Source organism: Allobosea sp. 2KB_26 (genome assembly GCF_052115715.1).
Classification (GTDB): Bacteria; Pseudomonadota; Alphaproteobacteria; order Rhizobiales; family Beijerinckiaceae; genus Allobosea.
The window spans coordinates 71,747-92,849 of sequence record NZ_JBFRHE010000014.1; the positions used below are offsets into that span (position 1 = coordinate 71,747).

Here is a 21,103-nt window from a genome sequence, read left to right on the forward strand (position 1 = left end):
TTCTGAAAGCGAAGCCGCTTCGGCGAAGATCGAAATGCGCTGTCGCCCCGCCGTGAGCATCGACAACGTTACGCTATGTAAAAGACCCTGCTCCCAACAACTGAAAGGCGCGATCGTCGGCTTCGTAGTCAAAAAGGGGCGTGGGGTATGTGGCAAGTTGCGGCAAGCGCGTTCGCCAATTGTCGTTTCCAACATGCTCGACGAGCCATCTGACCGCTGGGCCGGCGGATTGTGCGTAGGTTGCCTGCGCGGTCGCCGCGCCTGAGAAGATCATGGGCCGGGGAATCGACCACGGCGTTGCGCCCAGCGCCGGTGGGAATAACGGCGCGTCAGGTAAGCCAATTAGTTCCGCCCGCATACCCATAATATCCATAATCGCCCGACCGATCTCCGCTACAGTCGGACTATCTGCATCGGAAACGTTGGCCACTGCCGGCAAGTCTCCCCCCGCCGCACGAACTACTGCGTCGGCAATTGCCGCGACAGACGTAGTCTGGAAGCGGCTGCAGCCGCCATAGGCCAGTGGAATTTTCGACTGGCCGTCCAACAACCTCTTCACGAACCACCATTCTCGGGCATGTTTGCTCTCGGGTCCGTGGATTGCGCAGGGGCGCAGAATCGTCACTGGGCACGCCGCGCGACTCAGTAACGTGTTTTCCATCGCGACCTTTCGCGTCGAGTAGGTTTCTGGTCCGGGCGCAACTGTTAGACTCTGCTCGGTCAACGGCACAGAAAAAACAGGGAATCCGCACACAGATGCCTCATCCAGCGTCCGTCCTTCAGCATCGCAGTAAACGCTTGCGCTTGAGATTGCCACGATGCGCCCAACTGCACGTCCCGCTTGAACAAGACATTCCGCATCGGCCGTGTCAAAGGCTACACAGGACAGCAGGAGGTCGGTATCGAAGCTGACCGCGGCCGACAATGCCTCAACGTCGCGCCCGTCGACTCCGACGTGGCGACATCCGTCGGGCAGAGCTTTGACGTGGCGGCTCACGACGGTTACGTCCCAGCCTGCACCAATCATGCGTCGAGCCGTTGCGAGCCCGATCTGTCCGGTCCCTCCAACAATTACGGCCTTCGGCACCATCGGACTCCTTCCTGTCAGAGAAAATTGCGAACAAAGTTATGCTCGTGCCGAGAGTGCACTCACATTGCATAAGCCAAATCCGAAAGATGGATTTCAAGACACGCTAGCGAGGAAAGGGCACCTAGGTGAGTTACGCAGTCTAGTGGTAAAAATCTGACGCTTGGTACCCACTGGGAATGGCGGGAAACGACCGATTGCGTTGAAAAAGTCCGCGGCAATACTTGGTGCGGGTTCGGCCCTCCGAAGTGGAGATATTCCATCTTCGCGCGGGCGTAATCGGCTGCCAAAATAGGCGCTCTAGGAACTAGCGGGGAACAATATTCTCCGTTGAATGCTGGAGTGACTTCCATTTCGGTTGGGTCGGATTTTTTCAACACAATCGACCCATTTCTGCCGTTCGCGGTTGGACCGCAAAGTCCTGAAAGCGGTCGTTTATGGGCACTATGGCGCGGCGACCGCCAACCCTCCAGATGATCAGCGTTCAACCATCCAGCCACGTGGCGAGGCCGTCCAGCGTCTGCAGCCCATATTCCACCGCGCCGAAACCGACGACCACCTGTCGGCGTTCGCGGCTTGGGTGAAGCTGGCGCATGGTCAGCACGGTCTTGCCGTCGGTCTGCTCATCGAAGGTAACCGTCATGTAGAAGCGCTCTGGGTCGTTGGCGTCCGGGGTACCATAGTCCACCACGATCAGCTCGTTCGGCACGATCTTCAAGAAGCGCATGAGATTGGGGAAGCGCTGCTTTTGGCCCTCGAACACGCCCACCATGTCGAAGCGCCATTCCCCGCCTTCGCGGATATCGGCCTTGTGGTTCTCGATGTTGAGGCCAGCCGGGCCGTACCACTGCGCCAGCGCTTCCGGGTCCATCCAGGCGGCGAAGACCTTATTGCGCGGGTGCTTCAGCACCTTGACCAGCACGATCTCACGGTCGAGCGACCAGGTCTCAAACAGCTTTTCCATCGTCGTTCTCTTCCGCCTTGTCCAAATAAGTTTCCAGCCGGTCGAGCCGCTCGGCCCAGCGTCGGCGCTCCGCTTCCATCCAGTCTGCCGCCTCGGCGAAGCGCGCCCGCTCCAGCCGGCACCAGCGGCTGCGCCCGCGCTTCTCGCTGGCGATCAATCCGCAATCCTCCAACACCTTGAGATGCTGGGCGAAGGAGGGCAGCGCCATGTCGAAAGGCTCGGCCAGTGCGGTCACCGGCAGCTCGCCCTCGACCAGCCGCGACACCACCGCGCGGCGGGTCGGGTCGCTGAGGGCGTGAAAGGCGAGGTCGAGGGGGGTCGAGTGGTAGGGCATATAGCTCGGTAAAGCGGCCGGCCGTGCCGGTCAATAATAAAAAGGCACTTGCCTTAGTGTTTGGCTGCAAATATGAAGGTGACTACCTTAGTGTTTGGGAGCGCTCCAGTGGCAGTTCGTGTCGACCTTGTTATCTCGCTCGATGGCTTCGCAACAACGACGGACCAGACGCCAGACAATCCGTTCGGCCAGGACTGGTCGCGCCTGGTCGGCGCTTATGTCGCGACGAGGACGTTCCGAGAGCGTGTGTTCAAGGACACCAGCGGCAAAGGCACCACCGGCATGGACGATGCGTATGCAAAGGACTACTTCGACAACATCGGCGCGGAAATCATGGGCGCCGGCAAGTTCGGGCTGCACAGCTTTCCCGACGATCCGAATTGGAAGGGGTGGTGGGGCGATGAGCCGCCATTCGGCTGCCCGGTCTTCGTCCTGACGCACAAGCGACGGCCCTCCATCGAGATGGCTGGAGGCACCACGTTCCACTTCCTCGCGGCGGACCCGGTTGATGCGCTGCAGCAGGCCGTGACAGCCGCAAACGGCAAGGATGTGCGGATAGGTGGCGGACCAACCATGGTTCGCGACTATCTGAAGGCCGGGCTTGTCGACCGCCTGCATGTAGCCATTACCCCAATTCTGCTGGGGCGGGGCATACGCCTCTGGGACGAGTTACGCGGGTTGGAAGCCGGCTACACCATCAAGTCGGAAACGGCCGAGAGCGGCACTGTCCACCTCACGTTCCAGCGCTAGCCGCCAGGCCGTGACTTACGGCCATCATGGACTGCCCAAACTTGGTCGATGACTGCCTTCCCGTTTCGCCCTCGAACAATGTCCACTTTTCCTGGTTCCATAACCAAACCTTGCCAGTCCGCCTTCCACCCAGAGCGGCTGTCCTCGTCAGGTTCCAAGCGTCAGATTTTCACCACTAGGATAACGGGCTTTCCCAGGCGCGGGGTCAGGAAGAAAATTTCGGCATTCGGTAACAAAGACCAGCGGGCGCTTAGTAAGTGATTGAACCGGAAAGGTTCCAGGCTCCTCGCCGCCTCCGAAAGATTTGGTGAGGCATCGAGTGATGTGAAGCCCGGGATCGAGGGGCATGATCCCGCCCAGCGGCCGTTCGCTGTCCTTGCTTTCGAGAACATCCTGCGCAGCTCGATCTGCCGACTTGGAGAGCTGGATCGGAGCTTGTCCAGCGAGGCGGGGGTGCGACGGTCCCAGGGGCCGGCGCGACCGGCCAAACAGTCGGCCTTTACCATGCGCCATGAGGGCTAAGCTGGGTAGAGATGTTTGGAGCGAGTAGGACTAAGAAGCCGCAAGAATTTTCCAGTGTCTCAGTGGCTCTCTCGCTTGATCCAAAAATGTCGGAGAAAGCGAGGCACTGGTTCGCGGAAGCCCGGGCGCAAACTGAGCGGGACCAACAAGGACATCGACGCTTGGATTGATCTCAATACGGGCGGTTTCGATGAAGGCGGCGAGCGTTTGCCACGCTCCTGGCTTCTCAAGGGACTTGGCAGCTAGGTTTGCCAAACTGGATTCGGTCATGCGGAAACGGCAGGTTCCCGCCCAAGCTGGCGTCGGCGGCCGGGCGCGCGGAAGGTCACCGGAGCCTTGCCCATTAGCAGACGTTCCCAAGGTCGCAGGAGGGTGGATTGCTGACATCCACCAATCAGTCTCCCTGGCGACGATCACTTGTGCTCTGTCTTGCATAAGCGTGCGTATGCATGCATAGGTATTGCTGATGTAGAATCGCATGGACACCTCATGACCAAGGCAAGCCTGCCGGAGACGGCAAACCTCTTGAATATCTCGATGGATACCGTTCGCCGACGGGTGCGCTCGGGAGCACTTGTTGGCGAGCGCGACGAACGCGGACACTGGCGCGTCGAGTTGCCGGACGAAGTGCTTGGAAACGCCTCTGCCCCCACCGGAGCAGAGCAGCGACAGACTGTCGGCATGGCCACTCCCCTTCAATCTTCCGATGGCAGTCCGGAATTGGTTCAGGCGCTTCGCTCCCAGATCGAGGACCTGCGCGTGCGTCTGGACCAGTCCGAAGCCGAACGCCGAGAAGACAAGGACAAGGCGTCAGCAGAGCGGGCCAAGCTTTTTGAGCTTGTCGAGCGACTGGCTGGCGGGGGCGACCGTAAGTGAATTTTGTTCCCACCGTTGTAGAGCAGCGAAGCAATGGCGAACGCTCGTTCGACCTTTTTTCGCGGTTGTTGCGTGAGAGGATCGTGTTCCTGAACGGCCCCCTCGACGACGCCCTAGCCAGCCTGGTGTGCGCTCAGCTTTTGCTGCTCGAAGGGGAAAACCCGGAGAAGCCGATATCTCTGTATGTCAATTGTCCCGGCGGGTCGGTGACCAGTGCTCTCGCGGTCTACGACACGATGCAGCACGTGCAGTGCCCGGTATCAACCGTTTGCATTGGCACCGCTCGGGCAATGGGAGCTTTCATCCTGATGGGCGGCCAAGTCGGGGACCGCATCGCGCTGCCCAACGCTTGCGTCGTCCTCCAACAGCCGACCGGGTCGTTCGACGGCCAAGTCTCGGACATTCGGCGCCATGCTGAACATCTCTGGCAACTGAAGCTCCGTCTAAATGAGATCTACGCGAAACATTGCGGGCGCTCATTGCATGAGATCGAGCAGGCGCTCGACCGCAGTTGCTTTATGGACGCTGAGGCGGCGCGCTCATTTGGCGTCATCGACAGAATTTTCGCGCCTGATAGCTAAGGCCGTTACAGACCCTGGACCGCTGCTGAGACGGTAATGGACATTCTTGCCTTCGCGCCGCGACAGGACGAGGTTAGCTAGCCTCAATTGCTGCAGGGGCTGCGAGGTATTGGCGATCGTCATGCCGGATAGTTCGGCCAGACGCTCCACTGGCCGCTCACCCTGCGCGATATGTTGCAGCAGCATGAGGCGCTGCGCATTGCCAACGGCGCGAGCCAGTTCGGCCACTTCCTGAAAAAACTGAAACTGCCGCTGATCCTGGGTCATGACGGCCCCTTAGCGACATTCAATTGATAAAGCAGTCTATTGAATGTATGAGGCTGCCTACACTCTGGCTGCAAGGATCGAGGCAGCCACAATGCGACCAAGAGGTGGTAAAGTGGACCAAGGGGTAGAATTCGTCGCCAGAGCCGTCATGATCGGCGTCGGCGCAACCATCGTCATGGACCTCTGGGCCGTCTTTCTAAAGCGTGTCTTCTCGATCCCTTCGCTCGGTTATCAGGTGGTCGGGCGCTGGCTGGCCAGCATGCCCTCCGGCAAGTTTCGTCATGACAACATCCTGAAAGCCGCCCCCGTGCCGGGCGAAGGGGCCATTGGCTGGACGGCGCACTATGTCATCGGCGTCCTTTTCGCCGCGATCCTGCTTGCGATCGTCGGCCTCGGCTGGGCGAAGGCGCCAACCTTCCATCCTGCCCTGCTTATGGGAGTCGTCACCGTCGCGGCGCCGTTCCTGATTATGCAGCCCGGCTTCGGCTTCGGCGTAGCCGCCTCGAAAACGCCGGCACCGACCACGGCTCGCATCCGCAGCCTGATGACGCATACGGTGTTCGGTATCGGCCTCTATCTGGCGGCGATGCTTACCAAGGGCGTCATATGAGCGCGAGCGGTCGAGGGGCGGATGCGGGGTCTCGGAGGGAGGTCGAGCGCCCCCTATCAACAGTCGGCCATGGGTGCTGATGCTGCCCTCCCCATTATCGTCCGGGATATAACGCTCCGCGCTCGAACGGTTCAAGTAAACCCTGCATCTGAGATGGTTCTTCTCAGTGCTGGATTTGAACAGGTGGCCGAAGCGCACCCGGAGTTTGTTCCGTCTGACATGACCGAAATGAGCGTGAACTATCTCATCGAACTATTGGACAGTCGATAAATCCCTTCCAACATAGCCCCCCACGCTAACTTGATTGAAACGAATACACTATGGCAATTATTAAGATTAGATCTTCCCGGCCCGGCGAGGGTGAGCGCGCAGTTGAAATTTGGCGGAACGCGGTTAACGCTACGCATGACTTTCTGTCACCGCAGGATCGCCTTGCCATCGACGAGATGGTGTGTGGGTTTCTGCCCCAAGCACCGCTCTGGCTTGCCGTGGATGCCAATGATTATCCGCTTGCCTTCATGCTCATCGACAACGGACACATGGAGGCACTGTTCGTCGATCCAGCTTGTCGCCGAACCGGTATTGGCGCCACGCTCGTGCGCCACGGCCTTGCGCTTCATCCCGAAATGACAACCGACGTCAATGAACAGAACGGTCAAGCCGTCGGCTTCTATGAGAAAATGGGATTCAAGCGCACAGGCCGCTCACCGCTTGACGGGCAAGGCAGGCCCTACCCGCTCATCCACCTGGAACACATGGGCTAAGAACACCGCAGCGGGCCTCGACATCGCTCATCGTCACGAATGTCGCCACGACGCAGCCGGCGCTGCCAATCGCCTAAAAAAGAAGGCGAGAAGCCACGCACTGACAGGCGGCAGCGCGATGAGATGAGCGATATCCCGTCTGTCAGGATACCGCCACCCTGGGCCAAGAGGACGAGCGCCCGTTGGCCCTAGTTATCTTGCGAGCGCGTTCAGGCGACGGATGGGTTATCGGCGGCCTCGCGAGATCGAAGCAGCGCTAAACCCAGCATCACCACCGCCGCCATCGCCACGGCGTAACATACGATCGGCCAGGCGGTGTCGCCCCTCAGCATGGTGACCGCCAACGTCCCAAGGACGCTGACCATCAGGCTCTCAATGCAGAAGTATAGCGCGACCGCCGTGCCCGCGATGTCATCGAACTGTGCAAGAGCGCCGTTGGCGGTAACGGACACGGTGAAGACGATCCCGACCGCGATAACCCCCATCGGGAGGATAAAGCTGAGGAAGGACGGCGAGCCAAAGAGTTCGCCGATCGCCAGCGGGATCGCGCCAAACACGAGCATCGCCATCCCGCGTTTCACGCAACCCGCAATGCCCCATTTAGCGACAAAGGCCTTCGCGAACCGGGTTGTCACGATCATGGCGAGCGCAACGGTTGCAAAGGCCAGGCTGAAACCGATCTCGGAATAGCCGGCGCGTTCTATGAGCACACGGGGAGCTGTCGAGAAGAAGACAAAGAAGGCGCCCATCCCAGCCCCGAATGCGACCGTGTAAACCCAGAAATCCAAGCTTGTGAAGAGCGGCAATACGGACCGGCGAGCCTTGGCTCGATCCACGGCAAGGGTTTCATGCCACCTGAACCCAGCGTTCAGGAACGCAACCAAGGCCAGCGCGGCCAGCACGATGAATATCGCGCGCCATCCCAGATATTCCCCGATCAACGCACCGGCGATGGGACCGAGCGCCGGAACGAAGACCAGTATCGAACTAAACAGGCCGTAAATGACAGCGCCGTCGGGTCGACCGGCATAGACATCGCGGACGGTAGCGAATGTCGCCACCAGGGCGGCCGACGCGCCGAGCGCTTGAAGAATACGGAAGGTGACGAAGGCTGCACCCGTTGACGAGCCAGCCGCCCCCAGAGACGCGACGATGAAGACCGCTGCGCCCGCAAGCAGGACAGGTCGTCGTCCGACGCGATCCGAGATCGGCCCAAAGAACACCTGGCCCACGCCAAGCGTGACCATGTAGAGGCTCAGGGTAAGTTGGATCACGGACGGCGTCGTATTCAGGACGCCAGGCATCGCCGGAATGACAGGAAGATAAATGTCCATCGCCAGTGCGGCGAGGACGTCAAAAGGCGCCATTAGCAGCAGAGCTGCTGGCAAGGAAAAGGCCCACGCAGGGCGTATTTTAGTCATAGCAAATCAACCGCTCGAAATGAGAGAACGGCGGCGTCTGTTTGCTAGCAATCAGATTGGGATTGGCCTTACAGAACGCCGCAACAACAATGCATGTTGTTGCGGCTTACCTGGTTGCGGATTCTTCGCTCATCGCGCTCAGCGACTCCTTGATGCTTGAATCTTCTATATTCAATGATTTTGGACGTTGCAACGCCCATGCCCTGCCATGACAATGATTCGCCCAACGTGACCCTTCGAACGCCTGTAGGGGGCCTCAGACCGCTCTCGCGGCCGTACTTGTTCATCCAGGCGCCGAACTCGATCTCGCGCAGGTTGACGGTGACGCCAATCTCGCCGAGCTGCGAGGCGACGACCTGGCTGATGTGGAAGCCTGGAGATAGCGCCCGGTTGGGATTTCTAGCTCGATCGTTGGCGAGCAGCTTCTTCGCCTGTGCGGGGTCGTAGGGGACGGGCTTCAAATCCGGGTTATAGCAGAACTAGGCCGGCGAGAGCGGTTGGCAGCGGCTGATCTCGTTAAGCCTGTTCAGCGGGCCGTCATTGATCGCGACGCGGCCGACGGCAAGTTTGAGCGCGCGCCAGAGCTTGGGATTGTCCTTGAACGGTGCCCGCACCGCTTTGAGCTTGAGGAACATGCCGCGCGTTCCCGGCACGGCGCCGGATCGGCCCGGCCACTTCCCTTGATGCCGGCGAGCTCGGAGGTCGGGAAGGCGGTAATGTCATCGGCGATAAGCGCGGCGATGCGCGAGGAATCCTCAGGCATTATCCGGAAGACCACGCGGTCGAAGACCGGCCTTTCGACCCAGTAATCCTTCCGAGCCTTGAGCTCGGCCCGGTCGCCGCTGGCGAAACGCTCAAGCTCGTAAGGCCCGCTGCCAAGGGCGCTGACCGAGGGATTGTTCTCACCCGTCCATTTCGGCGGTATCAGCAGGAACATCGACGTCTGGTCGGGCAGGTCAGGATAAGCGGCCGTGGTGGCGAACTCGAGACCGTTGGCGATATGACCTTGACCTCGGAGATCGCGGCGCACCACGGCTTGTTGCGGGCGCCGGTCTTCGGATCGAGTACACGCTCGACATTCCATTTCACCGCTTCGGCGTCGAGCTTCTCGCCGTTGTCGGGGTCTAGCGTATTGACGTTGCTCGGCAGCGCGATCCGGAGCTCGCGGGCCTGTGCGCCGCAAATGGTGAAGCTGGATGCGAGGGTGGCAGCGAAGGCCACCGCGGATACGCGATGCACGCTCCAGGTCGGGGTCGGTACATAGAACGGACCCAGATATACGCTAAGCGCCGACAGTCCCGCTCAGGTGTCGTCCATCAGGGCGCAAATGGCCGTAATGGGTGGAAACCGGTCAGGCCGGTTTCGGGCCGATGTATGGCAATCCGGCGCCGGCGTTTGCGCGGTTGGAGAGCAGTCGGGCAGCTAACTCTGGGGCGTCGTGTCTTTTTCGAGCAGAACGGCACCGTCCCCGAACTGGCTCAAACGATCGCCTGGGTTTCTGAGGGGGCAATCGTCCATCGAGAGACACCCGCAGCCGATACACCCGTCGAGCTGATCGCGAAGCTGGGTCAGGCCGCGAATCCGATCGGTCAGCATATCCCTCCAGATCGTGGAGAGGCGCTCCCAATCCTTCGCCGACAGCACCCGTCCGGATGGAAGTTCGTCCAGCGCCGCCTTGATGGTTGCCAAAGGGATACCGGCGCGTTGAGCGATCTTGATGATGGCGACCCGGCGGAGAACATCGCGAGCATAGCGACGCTGATTGCGCTCGCTCCGCCACCCTTGGATCAACGCCTTTGCCTCGTAGAAATGGACGGTCGCGACCGTCACGCCGCATCGGCGGGCGACTTCTCCGACTGAAAGAGGCACGCGCAGATCGATAGGCAATTCCAAAACTCCTCTTGACCTCATCTATACATGAGGTTCTATCAGGTATGTCGGCTTGTTCTTGCAAGCTCTCATTCGCGATCGCGGGTGAGGCCTCGAAAATGGAGCTGACATGGGCAATCGCGATACTCCGCCCGCAAAGATTGGCTGGGCAGCGCTGCTGTCCGGCACGAATGGCGTGCGTTCACTCGCGCTCGCCGGGGGCGTCGTCCTCCACGCAATCAACGTCTATATCGCCACCACGATTCTGCCCTCTGTCGTCAAGGACATTGGCGGCATCGACTATTACGCCTGGAATACCACCCTATTCGTCGCAGCCTCGATCCTCGGTTCGGCACTGTCGGCGAGGTTGCTCATCAGCATGGGGCCGCGCGGCGCATATATTTTCGCCGCGCTGGTGTTTGCGGGCGGCACGCTCATCTGTGCGCTTGCCCCGTCAATGCCCGTCATGCTCGCTGGGCGTCTTATCCAGGGCCTCGGCGGTGGTTTCCTGTTCGCGCTCTCCTACGCCATGATCCGGCTGGTTTTCGATGAAGCCTTATGGCCACGCGCAATGGCGCTGGTTTCTGGCATGTGGGGGGTGGCGACGCTGATCGGTCCTGCGATCGGCGGTATCTTCGCTGAACTCGGCGTGTGGCGGGCGGCCTTCTGGTCGCTCATCCCGGTCGTAGCGCTGTTCGCCCTGCTGGCTGCGGCCGTCCTGCCGAAACGTAACATGGATGGGGGTGAACGCACGCCCCTTCCGCTCGCCCAACTCGCACTCCTGACGGCGGCCGTTCTCGCCGTTTCGGCCGGCAGCGTTTCGCCAGTCCTTGCCCGTAACATCGTGGGCCTCGCCGCCGCTGGAATCCTGACGGCCCTGCTGACCGGAGCGGAAAGCCGCGCCCGCCACAGGCTGCTTCCCAGAGGTGCTTTTCGGATCACAACAGCGCTCGGAGCACTTTATGCAACGATGTCGCTGCTCGCGGTCGCCGTGACCAGCGGCGAGATATTCGTGCCGCTGTTCCTGCAAGTCCTCCACCATCAATCCCCGCTCACCGCTGGCTACCTCGCGGCGCTCATGGCGGCTGGCTGGACGCTGGGGTCGATCGCCAGTTCGGGCGCGAGCGGCAAAGGCATCGGCCGTGCGATTGTCGCCGGCCCGATTCTCGGATTGGCTGGCATGGTTGCGCTAACCATTCTGATGCCAACCGAAAGCGGCGGGGGTTGGCTGGCGCTCGCGCCGATCTGCGTTGCGCTCGTCGCCATAGGATTGGGCGTGGGGCTGGCATGGCCGCATCTGTTAACCCGTGTGTTTCAGGTCGCCCCGCATGGCGAGCAGGACCTGGCTTCGGCTTCGATTACGACCGTGCAGTTGTTCGCCACCGCGCTCGGCGCGGCGCTGGCGGGAATGGTGGCGAATGTCGCCGGCCTCACTGATCCCGGCGGCATCGCCGGCACGGCAAACGCTTCGCGCTGGCTATTTGGGATATTCGCGTTCGCGCCGATCCTTGGTGTTTTTACTGCCCTGCGAGTGGTCAGGCTTCACTCGAAAGCTCGGGAGGGCAGTCAAGTTTCACACAATGCAGGGTTGTCGTAGATTCCAAGGTTTTTACGACAAGTCCACGGCAGACGACCACCCTTTTGGGCCGGTGATCGGGACCTGAAAGAATGACCGGTTTCGGGCAGCGCACTTTGCAGTTTGGGTGGCCGAGGGCTCGACCAAGGCTTGGAAGGCATTTTGCAGCGGGGAGGCGTCCTTATACCGGCGGTGGCGACGTTCCCGCAGCCATCAACTTCGCCATTTTCCTGAGGTTTTCGGGCGTGGCCGCGAGAACCTGCCGGGGTGCGCTCGATTATGGTTCGCGCGGCGGACCTCGGCTTGTCGCACAACCGTGGCCGCCCCGACGTCCATGATGACGGCATGTTTCAGGTCGACCAGATGGTTTCGTCGCATAGGCGAAGAAGGTTTGCCTGCTAGGTGTGCGGTCTCGGGATGAGATGGTGCGGATTGATTTTGAAGGGTGACGGGTCACTGATCCAGGCGTCGCAGATGGCCTGATAGGGCGTTCGCCATCGCAGCGCCTTGAGATGCTTGGCGAAGTTGTAGGCGGTAACGAAGACCAGGACGTGGGCCTTCAGGCTTTCCAGGCAATCGTAGTGGAAGATCTTGATCGTGGCGTCCTTGATTGTGCGGTTCATCCGTTCGGCCTGGCCGTTGGTCCATGGATGATAGGGTTTGGTCAGTCGGTGCTCGATGCCGAGCTCCCAGCAAGCGCGGTCGAAGGGATGGCCGCGCATCATGGCTGTCGGACCGGAACGGTTCTTGGGCAGATCAGCGAAAGCCATGCCGTTATCGGTAAGGACCGTGTGTATCTGGTAGGGGAATACCTCGGCCACAGCCCGCAGGAAGTCTGCGCCGATCTTGCTGCCGATGCGCGCGTGGAACTCAACGTAGGTGAACTTGGAGACCCGATCGAGAGCCAGGAACATGTGCAGCTTGCCTTCGGCGTGGCGCAGTTCGCAGCTGTCGATGTGGACGTAGCCGATGGCGTAGGTCTTGAACTGGCTGCGCTTGTCCGCCGTTTCATCCTTAGGCAGTCGGGAGATGCCGTGGCGTTGGAGGCAACGGTGCAGGGCGCTGCGGCTGAGGCCGGGGATGGTGTCCTTCAGGCAACCCAGCACGTCGTCCAGCGGCAGCAGTGTCTTCTGCCGGAAGGCCACGACGATGGCTTCCTCGGCCGGCGTCAGCACCGTACTTCGAGGGTCCTTCGGTCCCATGGGCGCATCGGATGTGGTGGTCCTTTTGCGCCACTTGAGCACAGTCTTCGGATTCAAGCCGTAGCGGACGGCAAGGGCCCGGCTGCTCTCTTTCGACCCTTGGAGCTCGGCTCGAACACGCGCCGTCGTGCGGGCGCTGCCATGAAGAACGCTTCCCATAATGCATCCTCCTCCTGACGACTCAGGATCGATGATGCACCATCAGATTTCGGGACTACACATCTAGAGGCGGCATCGCCCAGCGCGGTCAGGTACTCATGAACGGCATGGTGAGCGATCTTGGGAGGCAACCCGTCGCACGTTCAGGCTTGACACTCATTTTTGATTCGATCATTCAATAGATCAATTGAATGAATGGGAATTGATTATGGCTTTGATCGTCACCGTAGCGAGTCGGCGTATGCCGACCGCAACCCGCGCTGCTCTAGCAGAACTGCTGGAACCCTCGGAGAATCGGTTGGGTGATTTCGCCATCTACGAAGGACGAACTGCCCGTTTCGCATCCAAGGCGCATCTCCCGGATGGGGTACTGGATCACGGGAGCACCGCGCAAAGACCCACAGCGATCCTGGCCCAATTGGGAAGCGAACGAGAGTCATCTGCTTCACGCACACTTGCGGACACTGGGCCGTTTTCTCGTGAGCTTGCTGGTAGGCTTTGGACGATCGCCGAATCTGGGCGGCTCGGGCCTCTCTCGGATCCTCATTTTGCAAGGTTCAAACCGCTGGGTACTGCCCCATCGGAGTACGCCTTGTGCCTCATACTCGACAGCATGCGTTTCGGTCTTGAAGACGACGGCTCCATAGCAAGTCCGCTCAATATCCTGAACGCATTGGCAAAGGCTATTTGCAGGATCGAATCTGAAGGGGAGTTTGATTTCCTGCTGACCGACGGTGAGCAGGTTATCGCCTACAGCTCTACGGAGATTTACTTCACCCGGCAGAAGATTGACGGCACCGAGGTCCTCACAGTCGCCAGCAATTATCAGCGATCACAACATGGCTGGGCGTGCATTCTCCCAAAAACGCTAACCCTCCTGAATGTCCACGGGATACGCGGGCAATTCGAAGTTGATTGTCAGGAGCAGCAGCCTACTGAGCGGGCCATTCTTGGTGGTGACGACTTCGATTACAACTGCAGCTAACGGAATAAGGAAGAAGAACGCCGAAATGCGTACCGATAACTATTCGCGAATATTGATTGTTGGCGGCGGGCCGGCAGGCTACACGTCCGCAATCTATGCGGCACGCGCCATGTTGGAACCCCGACTTATTGCGGGCATCCAGCCTGGTGGCCAACTGACCATCACTACCGATGTCGAAAACTACCCAGGCTTTGCCAATCCGATTCAAGGGCCAGATCTGATGGATCGAATGGCCCGTCAAGCCGAGACGATGGGCGCGGTGATCGAGCAAGACGTCATTGTGGCGGCCGACTTGTCCCGACGGCCTTTCCGGCTAAAGGGCGACAGCGGCGTCGTTTATACCTGTGATGCGCTAATCATAGCGACCGGGGCGCAGGCCAAGTGGCTCGGACTTCCTTCCGAAGAGCACTACAAGGGCTATGGCGTCTCGGCTTGCGCAACCTGCGACGGACCGTTCTATCGTGGCAAGAATGTGGCCGTCGTGGGAGGGGGCAATACGGCTGTTGAAGAAGCGCTGTTTCTGACAAATTTTGCCGAACAGGTCATTCTCATTCACAGGCGCGATGCGCTGCGTGCAGAGCGTGTCATGCAGGATCGGCTGCTGGCGCACCCGAAGATCGATATCCGCTGGAATAGCGAGGTGGCGGAAGTCCTCGGCAAGGGGATTCCCGCCGGCATCGAGGGCGTGCTTATCCGCGACAGATTAACTGACAAGCTCAATCGGCTGGACGTCGACGGATTGTTTGTCGCGATCGGGCATTCCCCTGCAACAGAACTCTTTGTCGATCAGTTGAGGACCAGGGCCGGCGGCTACCTGATCACGGCGCCCGACAGCACGACCACTGACGTCCCTGGCGTCTTCGCAGCCGGGGACGTGACAGATGACATCTTCAGGCAAGCGGTAACGGCCGCCGGGATGGGCTGTATGGCGGCTCTCGAGGCCGAGCGCTTTCTCGCGTCAGATGATGCCCGATACGACTGACCGAGACGGTCTAAACCCAAAATCCACGGAGAAGCAGATGACGGATGTGCGCTCTATCACCGAGGCGAATTTTGAACAGGACGTGCAAAAGAAAGCGGGCGTGGTTGTGCTGCGCTTTTGGGCCACATGGTGTGGGCCGTGTATACGAATGAAGCCGCTCTACTACGAGATTGCGAAGGAAATGACGAAACAGGCCTCCTTTGGTGAGGTCGACATCGACCAGGCGCCTGACCTGGCTGTTGCATTTGGCATCCGCAGCGTACCTTCCTTCCTTGTCTTGAAGGATGGACAACCGATAGACGGCGTGGTCGGACTTGCGCCGAAGAGCCGGTATGTCGAGATGATCAACAAGCATCTGGCCACGGCCTGATCCGCGCCGACCCTGGATCGATTGATCCAGCCTGCTAATCACTCCAGGATCAGCTGGATGGGTGTGCGACGACACCAAGTTGCGCACCCACCGGGCTTCAGTTTGAAGTCAATCTTGGGGTCGCGAGCGCCTGAAGGCGTCACTGCGTCCCGCATGCCAGTCGCATAGGGACGACCTCAAACGGCAACTCTCAACATCTGCACCCACGAAATCAGTGGCTGGTTTCGACCGCCAGCCCTGCAGCTTTCCAGGAGGGGAAGCCATCTGGGAAAAAGCGGGCTTGGATGCCCTTTGCCCGTAGCATGGTGACGGCGTCTGGCGCCAATATGCATCGCGAGCCTCGGCAATAGGCGAAGACTTCGTTGTCGCGCGGCAACTCGGATAATCGCTCCTCCAACTCCTCGTAGGGAATGTTGATTGCCCCGGGCAAATGCCCCGATGCGAACTCGTCCTCCGGTCGGACATCGAGGATGGTGACACTGCTGTCCCGCAGACGCTCCAACAGTTCTTGGCGCAAGACCCCTTCCAGCTTGTCCCGCTGATGGAAACTGTCCTCCACGAGGGCCCGGATTTCGGTCCGATTGAATTCAGCGAGCTGCGTCAACACACCCAAGAGCTCAATTATGGGGCCGCTAGCGATCCGGTAGAGGACGTTCTTGCCCTCTCGCCGGGACTGGACGTAGTTGGCTCGCTTCAACTGCTGCAGATGTTGCGATGCATTAGCGATCGTCATCTGCGACAGCTCGGCGAGCCGCTCCACGGGCCTCTCGCCTTGCGCAATATGCTGCAGCAACATGAGGCGCTGAGCACTGCCCAAGGCACGTGCCAGCTCGGCCATCTCCGAAAGGAACTGAATTTGCCTGTGATCTTCGCCCATGTTAACTAGCTAGCACCACTCGATTGATCAATCAATCTATTGAATGTATAAGATTGAATTTGCGTTCAATGCTGCGCGGCAGACCTCGCCATAGAAGGTGAAGGCCGTGTCATACGCCGAAGACCATCCAGCGTCTCGCGGAAATAGGCGCGCACAGCCGGCATGCGGCTCAAGGCGATATGGGCGGGGCTGGCGCAGTTGAAGCTGGGCGAACCTCGGAGGCGACAATGGGCATCCTTGAGCTATTGATCGTTCTCGCCTGTGGAATTGGCGGCGCCGCTCGTTGGTGGAGCTGCCGCCATTGTCGGGATCGCGATCCTGTTCCTTCAACAGGTTGGCAATTAAGCGATGCCCTTGGCTGCCTCCCGGTAACCAGCCTCAAGCTGCCCTCAAGTTCTCGGCCGCAAAATCGACGAAGGCCCGGAGTTTGGGCGAGAGATGCCGACTCGTCGGCCACATCACGCTCATCTTCGTTCGGGTCTCCAAATAACTCTTGAGTATGCTGACGAGCGAACCGTGTTCCAACTGCCGCGTGACTGCGACATCGGGGACGCACGCTATGCCGAGGCCGCTTTCGGCAAGACAGATTTGCGGTTCGAGCGTGTTCATCACCACGCTGTTCCTCAATTCGACCTGAACGGGCTTGCCGTCCCGAGACAGAGGCCATCGGTCGAGCTTGCCCGTGGTGGCAAAGCGGTAGACGAGGCAAGGATGTCGGGCGAGATCATCCGGCGTCTCGGGGCGCCCAGCTTCACGAAAATAATCCGGCGAGCCCACGATCGCGCGGCGGTAGTGTCCGAGCGTTCGTGTCATCAGCCGGGAATCGGCATGTTCGCCGGTACGGATCACAACGTCGAACCCCTCGTCGATTACGTCCACCACGCGATCGGTGAAATCCAGCTCCAACTCGACCTGCGGGTAAAGTCGCTTGAACGCAGCGATCTTTGGCATGAACAACATGCCCATCGACGGCAGGCTTACGCGCAATTTGCCCTGAGGGGCCATCTGCGTCTGCGATAGCTCGGATTCGGCCGCCTCGAATTCGCAAAGGATGCGCCGGCAGCGTTCGAGGAACATTGCGCCTTCCTGAGTCAGTGTGATGCTGCGGGTCGAGCGGTGGAACAGCCGCACGCCAAGGCGGTCCTCCAGCCGCTGCACGGCCTTGCTGACAGCCGAAGCCGATACGCCAAGTTTACGGCCGGCCTCGGTAAAGCCGTCGGCGTCGGCCGCCTGAACAAACGCATGGAGTGATCCGAGACTGTCCATATCCATAACCTATGCACGACATAAATATCCAAAGTGTTGTGAACTATGTCCCATTTTTCGATCTACCCGAAGCATCTACCTGCAGCGTCGACTTGGTTGCCGTGTCGTCGCCTCCGCCTGGAAGGGGCAGTCCCTTGGCTGCCACACATCCGAACGGCTCAAGAAGGTGCTCCTCATGACATCAGCAACGAACACAGCATCAGCTGTCCCGGCCGACGCCACGCTGCCACTCGGCGGCCTGCTGGCGCTAACGCTGGCCGGCTTCATCACTCTCATGACGGAGGTGATGCCGGCCGGGTTGCTGCCGCAAATGAGCGGGAGCCTCGGCATTGCCGAGAGCATGGCCGGCCAGTTCGTCACCGCCTACGCCGCCGGGTCCCTTATCACCGCCATCCCACTGATGACGCTCACCCAGGCCATGCGGCGCCGGAAGCTGCTCCTAGTCGCGATCGTCGGCTTTGCGCTCGTCAATATGGTGACGGCCATCTCGGATCACTATTGGCTGACGCTGGCGGCGCGGGTCCTTGCAGGGATGTTCGGTGGAGTCGTCTGGGCGCTGCTGGTTGGCTATGCGGCCCGCATGGCGCCGCCACATCTTGCCGGCCGTGCAATTGCCATTACCGGCATCGGTGCGCCGCTCGCCTTCTCGCTCGGCGTTCCGGCGGGCACCTTTCTTGGCACGATCCTCGGCTGGCGTGTGTCATTCGGGCTGATGAGCGTGATGGCTTTCGTTCTGATAGGATGGGTTTTCGCAAAGCTGCCCGACTTTCCAGGACAACAGCCCGGCAAACATTTGTCCATCAGGCTGGTTTTGAGGCTGTCCGGATTGAGGCCGATTCTCTTCGTGATGTTTGTCTTCGTCGTCGCACACAACATCCTCTACACCTACATCGCACCGTTTCTCGTTCCGTCCGGCCTCGCGAACCGGGTCGATCTGGTGCTCTTGGTCTTCGGTATCGCGGGAATGCTGGGCCTCTGGATTGTCGGAGCACTAATCGACCGACGCCTTCGTCAAATGGTGCTTGCAAGCCTGTTCGCCTTCGGCGGAGTTGCCCTCGTGCTCGGGTTGGGGAGCGCTTCGCCGCCTGCCATCTTCGCGGCCACGGCGATGTGGGGCCTGGTGGTTGGTGGAGCGCCGACCCTGTTCCAGACGGCCGAGGCGAAGGTCGCGGGCGAGGCCACGGACGTCGCCCAGGCGATGTTCGTCACGGTCTGGAACACCGGCGTTGCCGGTGGCGGCCTCATCGGTGGCCTGCTGCTGGAGGGCTTCTGCGTGATGTCGTTCCCCTGGGTGGTTCTCGTGCTGCTCAGTCCGGCGCTGCTGGTGTCCTGGCTGGCGTCGCGCCACGGTTTTCCGTCCACCGAGCTCTGATGTTCGTCAAGACCGTAAGCGGCTCAACAATCACGCTTGCTCACGGCGCCGGCGTTATCTGGTTGATCGGCTGGGACGATCTACGCGACGAGCCTGTCATTGTGAGCAAGATCGGCCCCGGCCGTGAAATCCACCACCGTCTCATGACGCTGGGAACAAGCGCCCTGATGAGCGATGATCCGCTCATCAGCCTGCCAGCGTCGCCACCGCGGATCAGGACAAATCAGCGCGCGACATGGACACGAAGCTGGACGGGGCACGCTTCCTACCCGGTGACCTTGATGCATGCCACCGCATGATCATGCGCCACAGCGCGCAGCGTCGGCGTCACCTCGGCGCATGCCCTCTCGGCGAGCGGGCACCGCGTCCTGAAGGCGCAGCCGGATGGCGGATTGATCGGACTCGGCATTTCGCCGGACAGGATCTGGGGTTCGGTCCTTCGCTCGGGATCCGGCTCGGGCACGGACGCGAGCAGCGCCCGCGTATAGGGATGCAGCGGCGCCTCGAAGATCCGGCTCCGCTCGCCGATCTCGACGATCTTGCCCAGATACATGACCGCGACACGGTGGCTGATGTGCTCGACGACCGCCAGATCATGCGCGACGAAGAGAAAAGACACCCCGAGATCGTCCTGAAGGTCGACCAGCAGGTTGATCACCTGCGCCTGGACGGAGACATCCAGCGCGGAGACCGGCTCGTCGAGGATGATCAGCTGCGGCTCCAGCGCCAGCGCGCGGGCGATGCCGATCCGCTGGCGCTGGCCGCCGGAGAACTCGTGCGGATATTTCTCGAGCTGGTCCTTCCGCAGGCCGACGCGGGAAAACAGGTCCTCGACCCGCTCGCGCCGCTCGGCGCGCGCCCCGATGCCGTAGTTGTCCAAGGGCTCGCGCACGATGTCGGCGGCGCGCATCCTCGGGTTCAGCGATGCATAGGGGTCCTGGAAGACCATCTGGACGCGCCTGCGTAGGGCGTGGAGATTGCTGCCCGAGGCTTCGGCGATGTCGCTGCCGTCGATGAGGATGCGGCCGGCGGTGGGGTTGGTCAGGCGCATCAATACGCGGCTGACCGTGGACTTCCCGCAACCGGATTCTCCGACGAGGCCTAGGGTCTGGCCGTGTTCGATCCCGAAATCGACGCCATCGACAGCGCGCACGACGGGCTGCTGCCCGAACATGCCCGAGCTCAGGGCGAAATGCTTCTTGAGGTCCTGAACCTCCAGCAGAGGTGCGGAAGCATTCATGGCGTGACCTCGCTGCGAGCGCCTGGAAAGAAACACGCGACGGTGTGGCTGCCCTTGCGTTGCAGGACGGGATCCTGCTGACGGCAGATCGACCCGGCCCGCGGGCAGCGCGCCGCGAAACGACATCCCGGCGGGGGATCTTTCAGATGCGGCACCGTGCCTGGGATTTCGTTGAGGCGGACGCGCCCGCCGTCGCCATTGGATGCCAACCTCGGCATGGAGCCCATCAGGCCGCGCGTGTAAGGATGCTGAGGGTCGCGGAAGAGATCGCGCACATCGGCTTCCTCGACCTTGCGGCCCGCATACATCACGACGACGCGGTCGCAGGTTTGCGCGACGACGCCCAGGTCATGGGTGATGAGCACGACTGCCGTGCCGAGCCTGTCGCGAAGATCACGCAGCAGCGCGAGGATCTGCGCCTGCACGGTCACGTCGAGCGCCGTCGTGGGCTCGTCGGCGATCAGCAGCTTGGGATCACAGGCGAGCGCGACCGCGATCATCACGCGCTGGCGCATGCCGCCGGACAATTCGTGGGGATACTGCTCGGCGCGCCGCGCCGGGTCCGGGATTTGGACCAGACGCAGCATTTCGAGGGCGCGCTCCCAGGCCTTCTTCCAGCCGATCCTGCGGTGCAGGACCAGCGTTTCCGCGATCTGGTATCCGACCTTCAGAACCGGATTGAGCGCCGTCATCGGTTCCTGGAAGATCATCGCGATGTCGTTGCCGCGCACCTGGCGCATCTGCGCCTCGTCGAGCGAGACGAGATCGCGGCCGAGGAGCCTGATATGCCCGCCGACGATCTTTCCGGCGGGCTTCGGCACAAGGCCAATCACCGACAGGGCAGTGATGCTCTTGCCGCAGCCGGACTCCCCGACGACCCCGAGCATCTCCCCGGCGCGCACCGAGTAGGAGACGTCGTCGACGGCACGAACGACGCCGTCGCGATTGTGAAAATAGGTGCGGAGGTTCTCGATCTCGAGCATCGGCGGCGCGGCTGCGGAACAGGGTGACATAAGGCGGGGTTCCATG

The 21,103-nt window shown here is 60.8% G+C and carries 25 protein-coding genes and 1 pseudogene; 11 read left to right on the forward strand and 15 right to left on the reverse strand.

Annotated elements, in window-relative coordinates; all coding sequences use genetic code 11:
- Window positions 1-73: 73 nt before the first annotated feature.
- The 3 genes from AB4099_RS27590 to AB4099_RS27600 form a co-directional block, all read right to left on the reverse strand.
- Window positions 74-1,090, reverse strand: coding sequence for an NAD-dependent epimerase/dehydratase family protein (locus AB4099_RS27590; protein ID WP_441480413.1), 1,017 nt, complete (start codon window positions 1,088-1,090; stop codon window positions 74-76).
- Window positions 1,091-1,571: 481 nt separating this feature from the next.
- Window positions 1,572-2,051, reverse strand: a complete 480-nt coding sequence (locus AB4099_RS27595) for an SRPBCC family protein (RefSeq protein ID WP_441480414.1) — start codon at window positions 2,049-2,051, stop codon at window positions 1,572-1,574.
- A complete protein-coding gene (locus tag AB4099_RS27600; RefSeq protein ID WP_441480415.1) occupies window positions 2,035-2,385 on the reverse strand; it encodes an ArsR/SmtB family transcription factor in 351 nt (116 codons plus the stop codon). Before AB4099_RS27600 ends, AB4099_RS27595 begins: the two co-directional genes overlap by 17 nt.
- A 108-nt stretch (window positions 2,386-2,493) precedes the next feature.
- On the opposite strand from AB4099_RS27600, the gene AB4099_RS27605 reads away from it, so the two are divergent.
- The 3 genes from AB4099_RS27605 (at window position 2,494) to AB4099_RS27615 (ending at window position 5,114) form a co-directional block, all read left to right on the forward strand.
- Window positions 2,494-3,135, forward strand: coding sequence for a dihydrofolate reductase family protein (locus tag AB4099_RS27605; protein ID WP_441480416.1), 642 nt, complete (start codon window positions 2,494-2,496; stop codon window positions 3,133-3,135).
- 1,011 nt (window positions 3,136-4,146) lie between these two features.
- Window positions 4,147-4,533 carry a MerR family transcriptional regulator gene (locus tag AB4099_RS27610; protein WP_441480417.1) on the forward strand — a complete coding sequence of 129 codons (387 nt, stop codon included), beginning with the start codon at window positions 4,147-4,149 and terminating at the stop codon, window positions 4,531-4,533.
- Window positions 4,530-5,114: an ATP-dependent Clp protease proteolytic subunit gene (locus AB4099_RS27615; protein ID WP_441480418.1), complete on the forward strand. Its 585-nt coding sequence runs from the start codon at window positions 4,530-4,532 to the stop codon at window positions 5,112-5,114. The genes AB4099_RS27610 and AB4099_RS27615 overlap by 4 nt, the downstream gene beginning before the upstream one ends.
- Here AB4099_RS27615 and AB4099_RS27620 read toward each other — a convergent pair.
- On the reverse strand, window positions 5,073-5,381 hold the full coding sequence (locus AB4099_RS27620; RefSeq protein ID WP_441480419.1) for an ArsR/SmtB family transcription factor: 309 nt from the start codon (window positions 5,379-5,381) through the stop codon (window positions 5,073-5,075). The two genes, AB4099_RS27615 and AB4099_RS27620, sit on opposite strands and share 42 nt — an antisense overlap.
- A 112-nt stretch (window positions 5,382-5,493) precedes the next feature.
- Here AB4099_RS27620 and AB4099_RS27625 point away from each other — a divergent pair, with 112 nt between their 5' ends.
- On the forward strand, window positions 5,494-5,991 hold the full coding sequence (locus tag AB4099_RS27625) for a DUF2938 domain-containing protein (protein ID WP_441480420.1): 498 nt from the start codon (window positions 5,494-5,496) through the stop codon (window positions 5,989-5,991).
- Between the two features lie 326 nt (window positions 5,992-6,317).
- Window positions 6,318-6,755: an acetyltransferase gene (locus AB4099_RS27630; RefSeq protein ID WP_441480465.1), complete on the forward strand. Its 438-nt coding sequence runs from the start codon at window positions 6,318-6,320 to the stop codon at window positions 6,753-6,755.
- A gap of 209 nt (window positions 6,756-6,964) precedes the next feature.
- On the opposite strand, the gene floR is transcribed toward AB4099_RS27630, so the two are convergent.
- The 6 genes and pseudogenes from floR to soxR all read right to left on the reverse strand — a co-directional run bounded on the left by floR (window position 6,965) and on the right by soxR (window position 10,087).
- Window positions 6,965-8,176 carry a chloramphenicol/florfenicol efflux MFS transporter FloR gene (gene floR / locus AB4099_RS27635; protein ID WP_441480421.1) on the reverse strand — a complete coding sequence of 404 codons (1,212 nt, stop codon included), beginning with the start codon at window positions 8,174-8,176 and terminating at the stop codon, window positions 6,965-6,967.
- Between the two features lie 68 nt (window positions 8,177-8,244).
- A complete protein-coding gene (locus tag AB4099_RS27640) occupies window positions 8,245-8,637 on the reverse strand; it encodes a hypothetical protein (RefSeq protein WP_441480422.1) in 393 nt (130 codons plus the stop codon).
- Between the two features lie 18 nt (window positions 8,638-8,655).
- Complete coding sequence (locus AB4099_RS27645; RefSeq protein WP_441480469.1) at window positions 8,656-8,811, reverse strand: hypothetical protein; 156 nt, start codon at window positions 8,809-8,811, stop codon at window positions 8,656-8,658.
- Window positions 8,812-8,945: 134 nt separating this feature from the next.
- Window positions 8,946-9,113: pseudogene (locus AB4099_RS27650) on the reverse strand (ABC transporter substrate-binding protein); the annotation flags it as partial.
- Window positions 9,101-9,415 carry a hypothetical protein gene (locus AB4099_RS27655; RefSeq protein WP_441480470.1) on the reverse strand — a complete coding sequence of 105 codons (315 nt, stop codon included), beginning with the start codon at window positions 9,413-9,415 and terminating at the stop codon, window positions 9,101-9,103. The pseudogene AB4099_RS27650 and the gene AB4099_RS27655, both read right to left, overlap by 13 nt.
- Before the next feature lie 183 nt (window positions 9,416-9,598).
- Complete coding sequence (soxR, locus tag AB4099_RS27660) at window positions 9,599-10,087, reverse strand: redox-sensitive transcriptional activator SoxR (RefSeq protein ID WP_441480423.1); 489 nt, start codon at window positions 10,085-10,087, stop codon at window positions 9,599-9,601.
- A gap of 88 nt (window positions 10,088-10,175) precedes the next feature.
- On the opposite strand from soxR, the gene AB4099_RS27665 reads away from it, so the two are divergent.
- Window positions 10,176-11,642: an MFS transporter gene (locus tag AB4099_RS27665; protein WP_441480424.1), complete on the forward strand. Its 1,467-nt coding sequence runs from the start codon at window positions 10,176-10,178 to the stop codon at window positions 11,640-11,642.
- Window positions 11,643-12,019: 377 nt separating this feature from the next.
- Here AB4099_RS27665 and AB4099_RS27670 read toward each other — a convergent pair whose 3' ends face one another.
- Complete coding sequence (locus AB4099_RS27670; RefSeq protein WP_441480425.1) at window positions 12,020-12,982, reverse strand: IS481 family transposase; 963 nt, start codon at window positions 12,980-12,982, stop codon at window positions 12,020-12,022.
- Window positions 12,983-13,190: 208 nt separating this feature from the next.
- Here AB4099_RS27670 and AB4099_RS27675 point away from each other — a divergent pair, with 208 nt between their 5' ends.
- Genes AB4099_RS27675 through AB4099_RS27685 form a run of 3 tightly spaced genes read left to right on the forward strand, consistent with a single transcriptional unit; the run spans window position 13,191 to window position 15,319 of the window.
- Window positions 13,191-13,967, forward strand: a complete 777-nt coding sequence (locus AB4099_RS27675) for a class II glutamine amidotransferase (RefSeq protein WP_441480426.1) — start codon at window positions 13,191-13,193, stop codon at window positions 13,965-13,967.
- A gap of 25 nt (window positions 13,968-13,992) precedes the next feature.
- Entirely contained in the window at window positions 13,993-14,949 is a 957-nt protein-coding gene (gene trxB, locus AB4099_RS27680) for a thioredoxin-disulfide reductase (RefSeq protein WP_441480427.1), read from the forward strand.
- Window positions 14,950-14,986: 37 nt separating this feature from the next.
- Window positions 14,987-15,319, forward strand: a complete 333-nt coding sequence (locus tag AB4099_RS27685) for a thioredoxin family protein (protein ID WP_441480428.1) — start codon at window positions 14,987-14,989, stop codon at window positions 15,317-15,319.
- A 211-nt stretch (window positions 15,320-15,530) separates the two neighbouring features.
- Here AB4099_RS27685 and AB4099_RS27690 read toward each other — a convergent pair whose 3' ends face one another.
- Both AB4099_RS27690 and AB4099_RS27695 read right to left on the reverse strand, forming a co-directional pair.
- The gene (locus AB4099_RS27690) at window positions 15,531-16,196 is read right to left on the reverse strand and encodes an ArsR/SmtB family transcription factor (RefSeq protein WP_441480429.1); all 666 of its coding nucleotides are present in this window, start codon (window positions 16,194-16,196) and stop codon (window positions 15,531-15,533) included.
- 378 nt (window positions 16,197-16,574) lie between these two features.
- The gene (locus AB4099_RS27695; protein WP_441480430.1) at window positions 16,575-17,462 is read right to left on the reverse strand and encodes a LysR family transcriptional regulator; all 888 of its coding nucleotides are present in this window, start codon (window positions 17,460-17,462) and stop codon (window positions 16,575-16,577) included.
- A 175-nt stretch (window positions 17,463-17,637) separates the two neighbouring features.
- Here AB4099_RS27695 and AB4099_RS27700 point away from each other — a divergent pair, with 175 nt between their 5' ends.
- Together AB4099_RS27700 and AB4099_RS27705 are read left to right on the forward strand one after the other, a co-directional pair.
- On the forward strand, window positions 17,638-18,834 hold the full coding sequence (locus AB4099_RS27700) for an MFS transporter (protein ID WP_441480431.1): 1,197 nt from the start codon (window positions 17,638-17,640) through the stop codon (window positions 18,832-18,834).
- Window positions 18,834-19,133, forward strand: coding sequence for a hypothetical protein (locus tag AB4099_RS27705; protein ID WP_441480432.1), 300 nt, complete (start codon window positions 18,834-18,836; stop codon window positions 19,131-19,133). Before AB4099_RS27700 ends, AB4099_RS27705 begins: the two co-directional genes overlap by 1 nt.
- Here the strand turns inward: AB4099_RS27705 and AB4099_RS27710 are convergent.
- Window positions 19,100-20,074 carry an ABC transporter ATP-binding protein gene (locus tag AB4099_RS27710; RefSeq protein WP_441480433.1) on the reverse strand — a complete coding sequence of 325 codons (975 nt, stop codon included), beginning with the start codon at window positions 20,072-20,074 and terminating at the stop codon, window positions 19,100-19,102. The two genes, AB4099_RS27705 and AB4099_RS27710, sit on opposite strands and share 34 nt — an antisense overlap.
- Window positions 20,071-21,087, reverse strand: a complete 1,017-nt coding sequence (locus AB4099_RS27715; RefSeq protein WP_441480434.1) for an ABC transporter ATP-binding protein — start codon at window positions 21,085-21,087, stop codon at window positions 20,071-20,073. Before AB4099_RS27715 ends, AB4099_RS27710 begins: the two co-directional genes overlap by 4 nt.
- Window positions 21,088-21,103 lie beyond the last annotated feature (16 nt).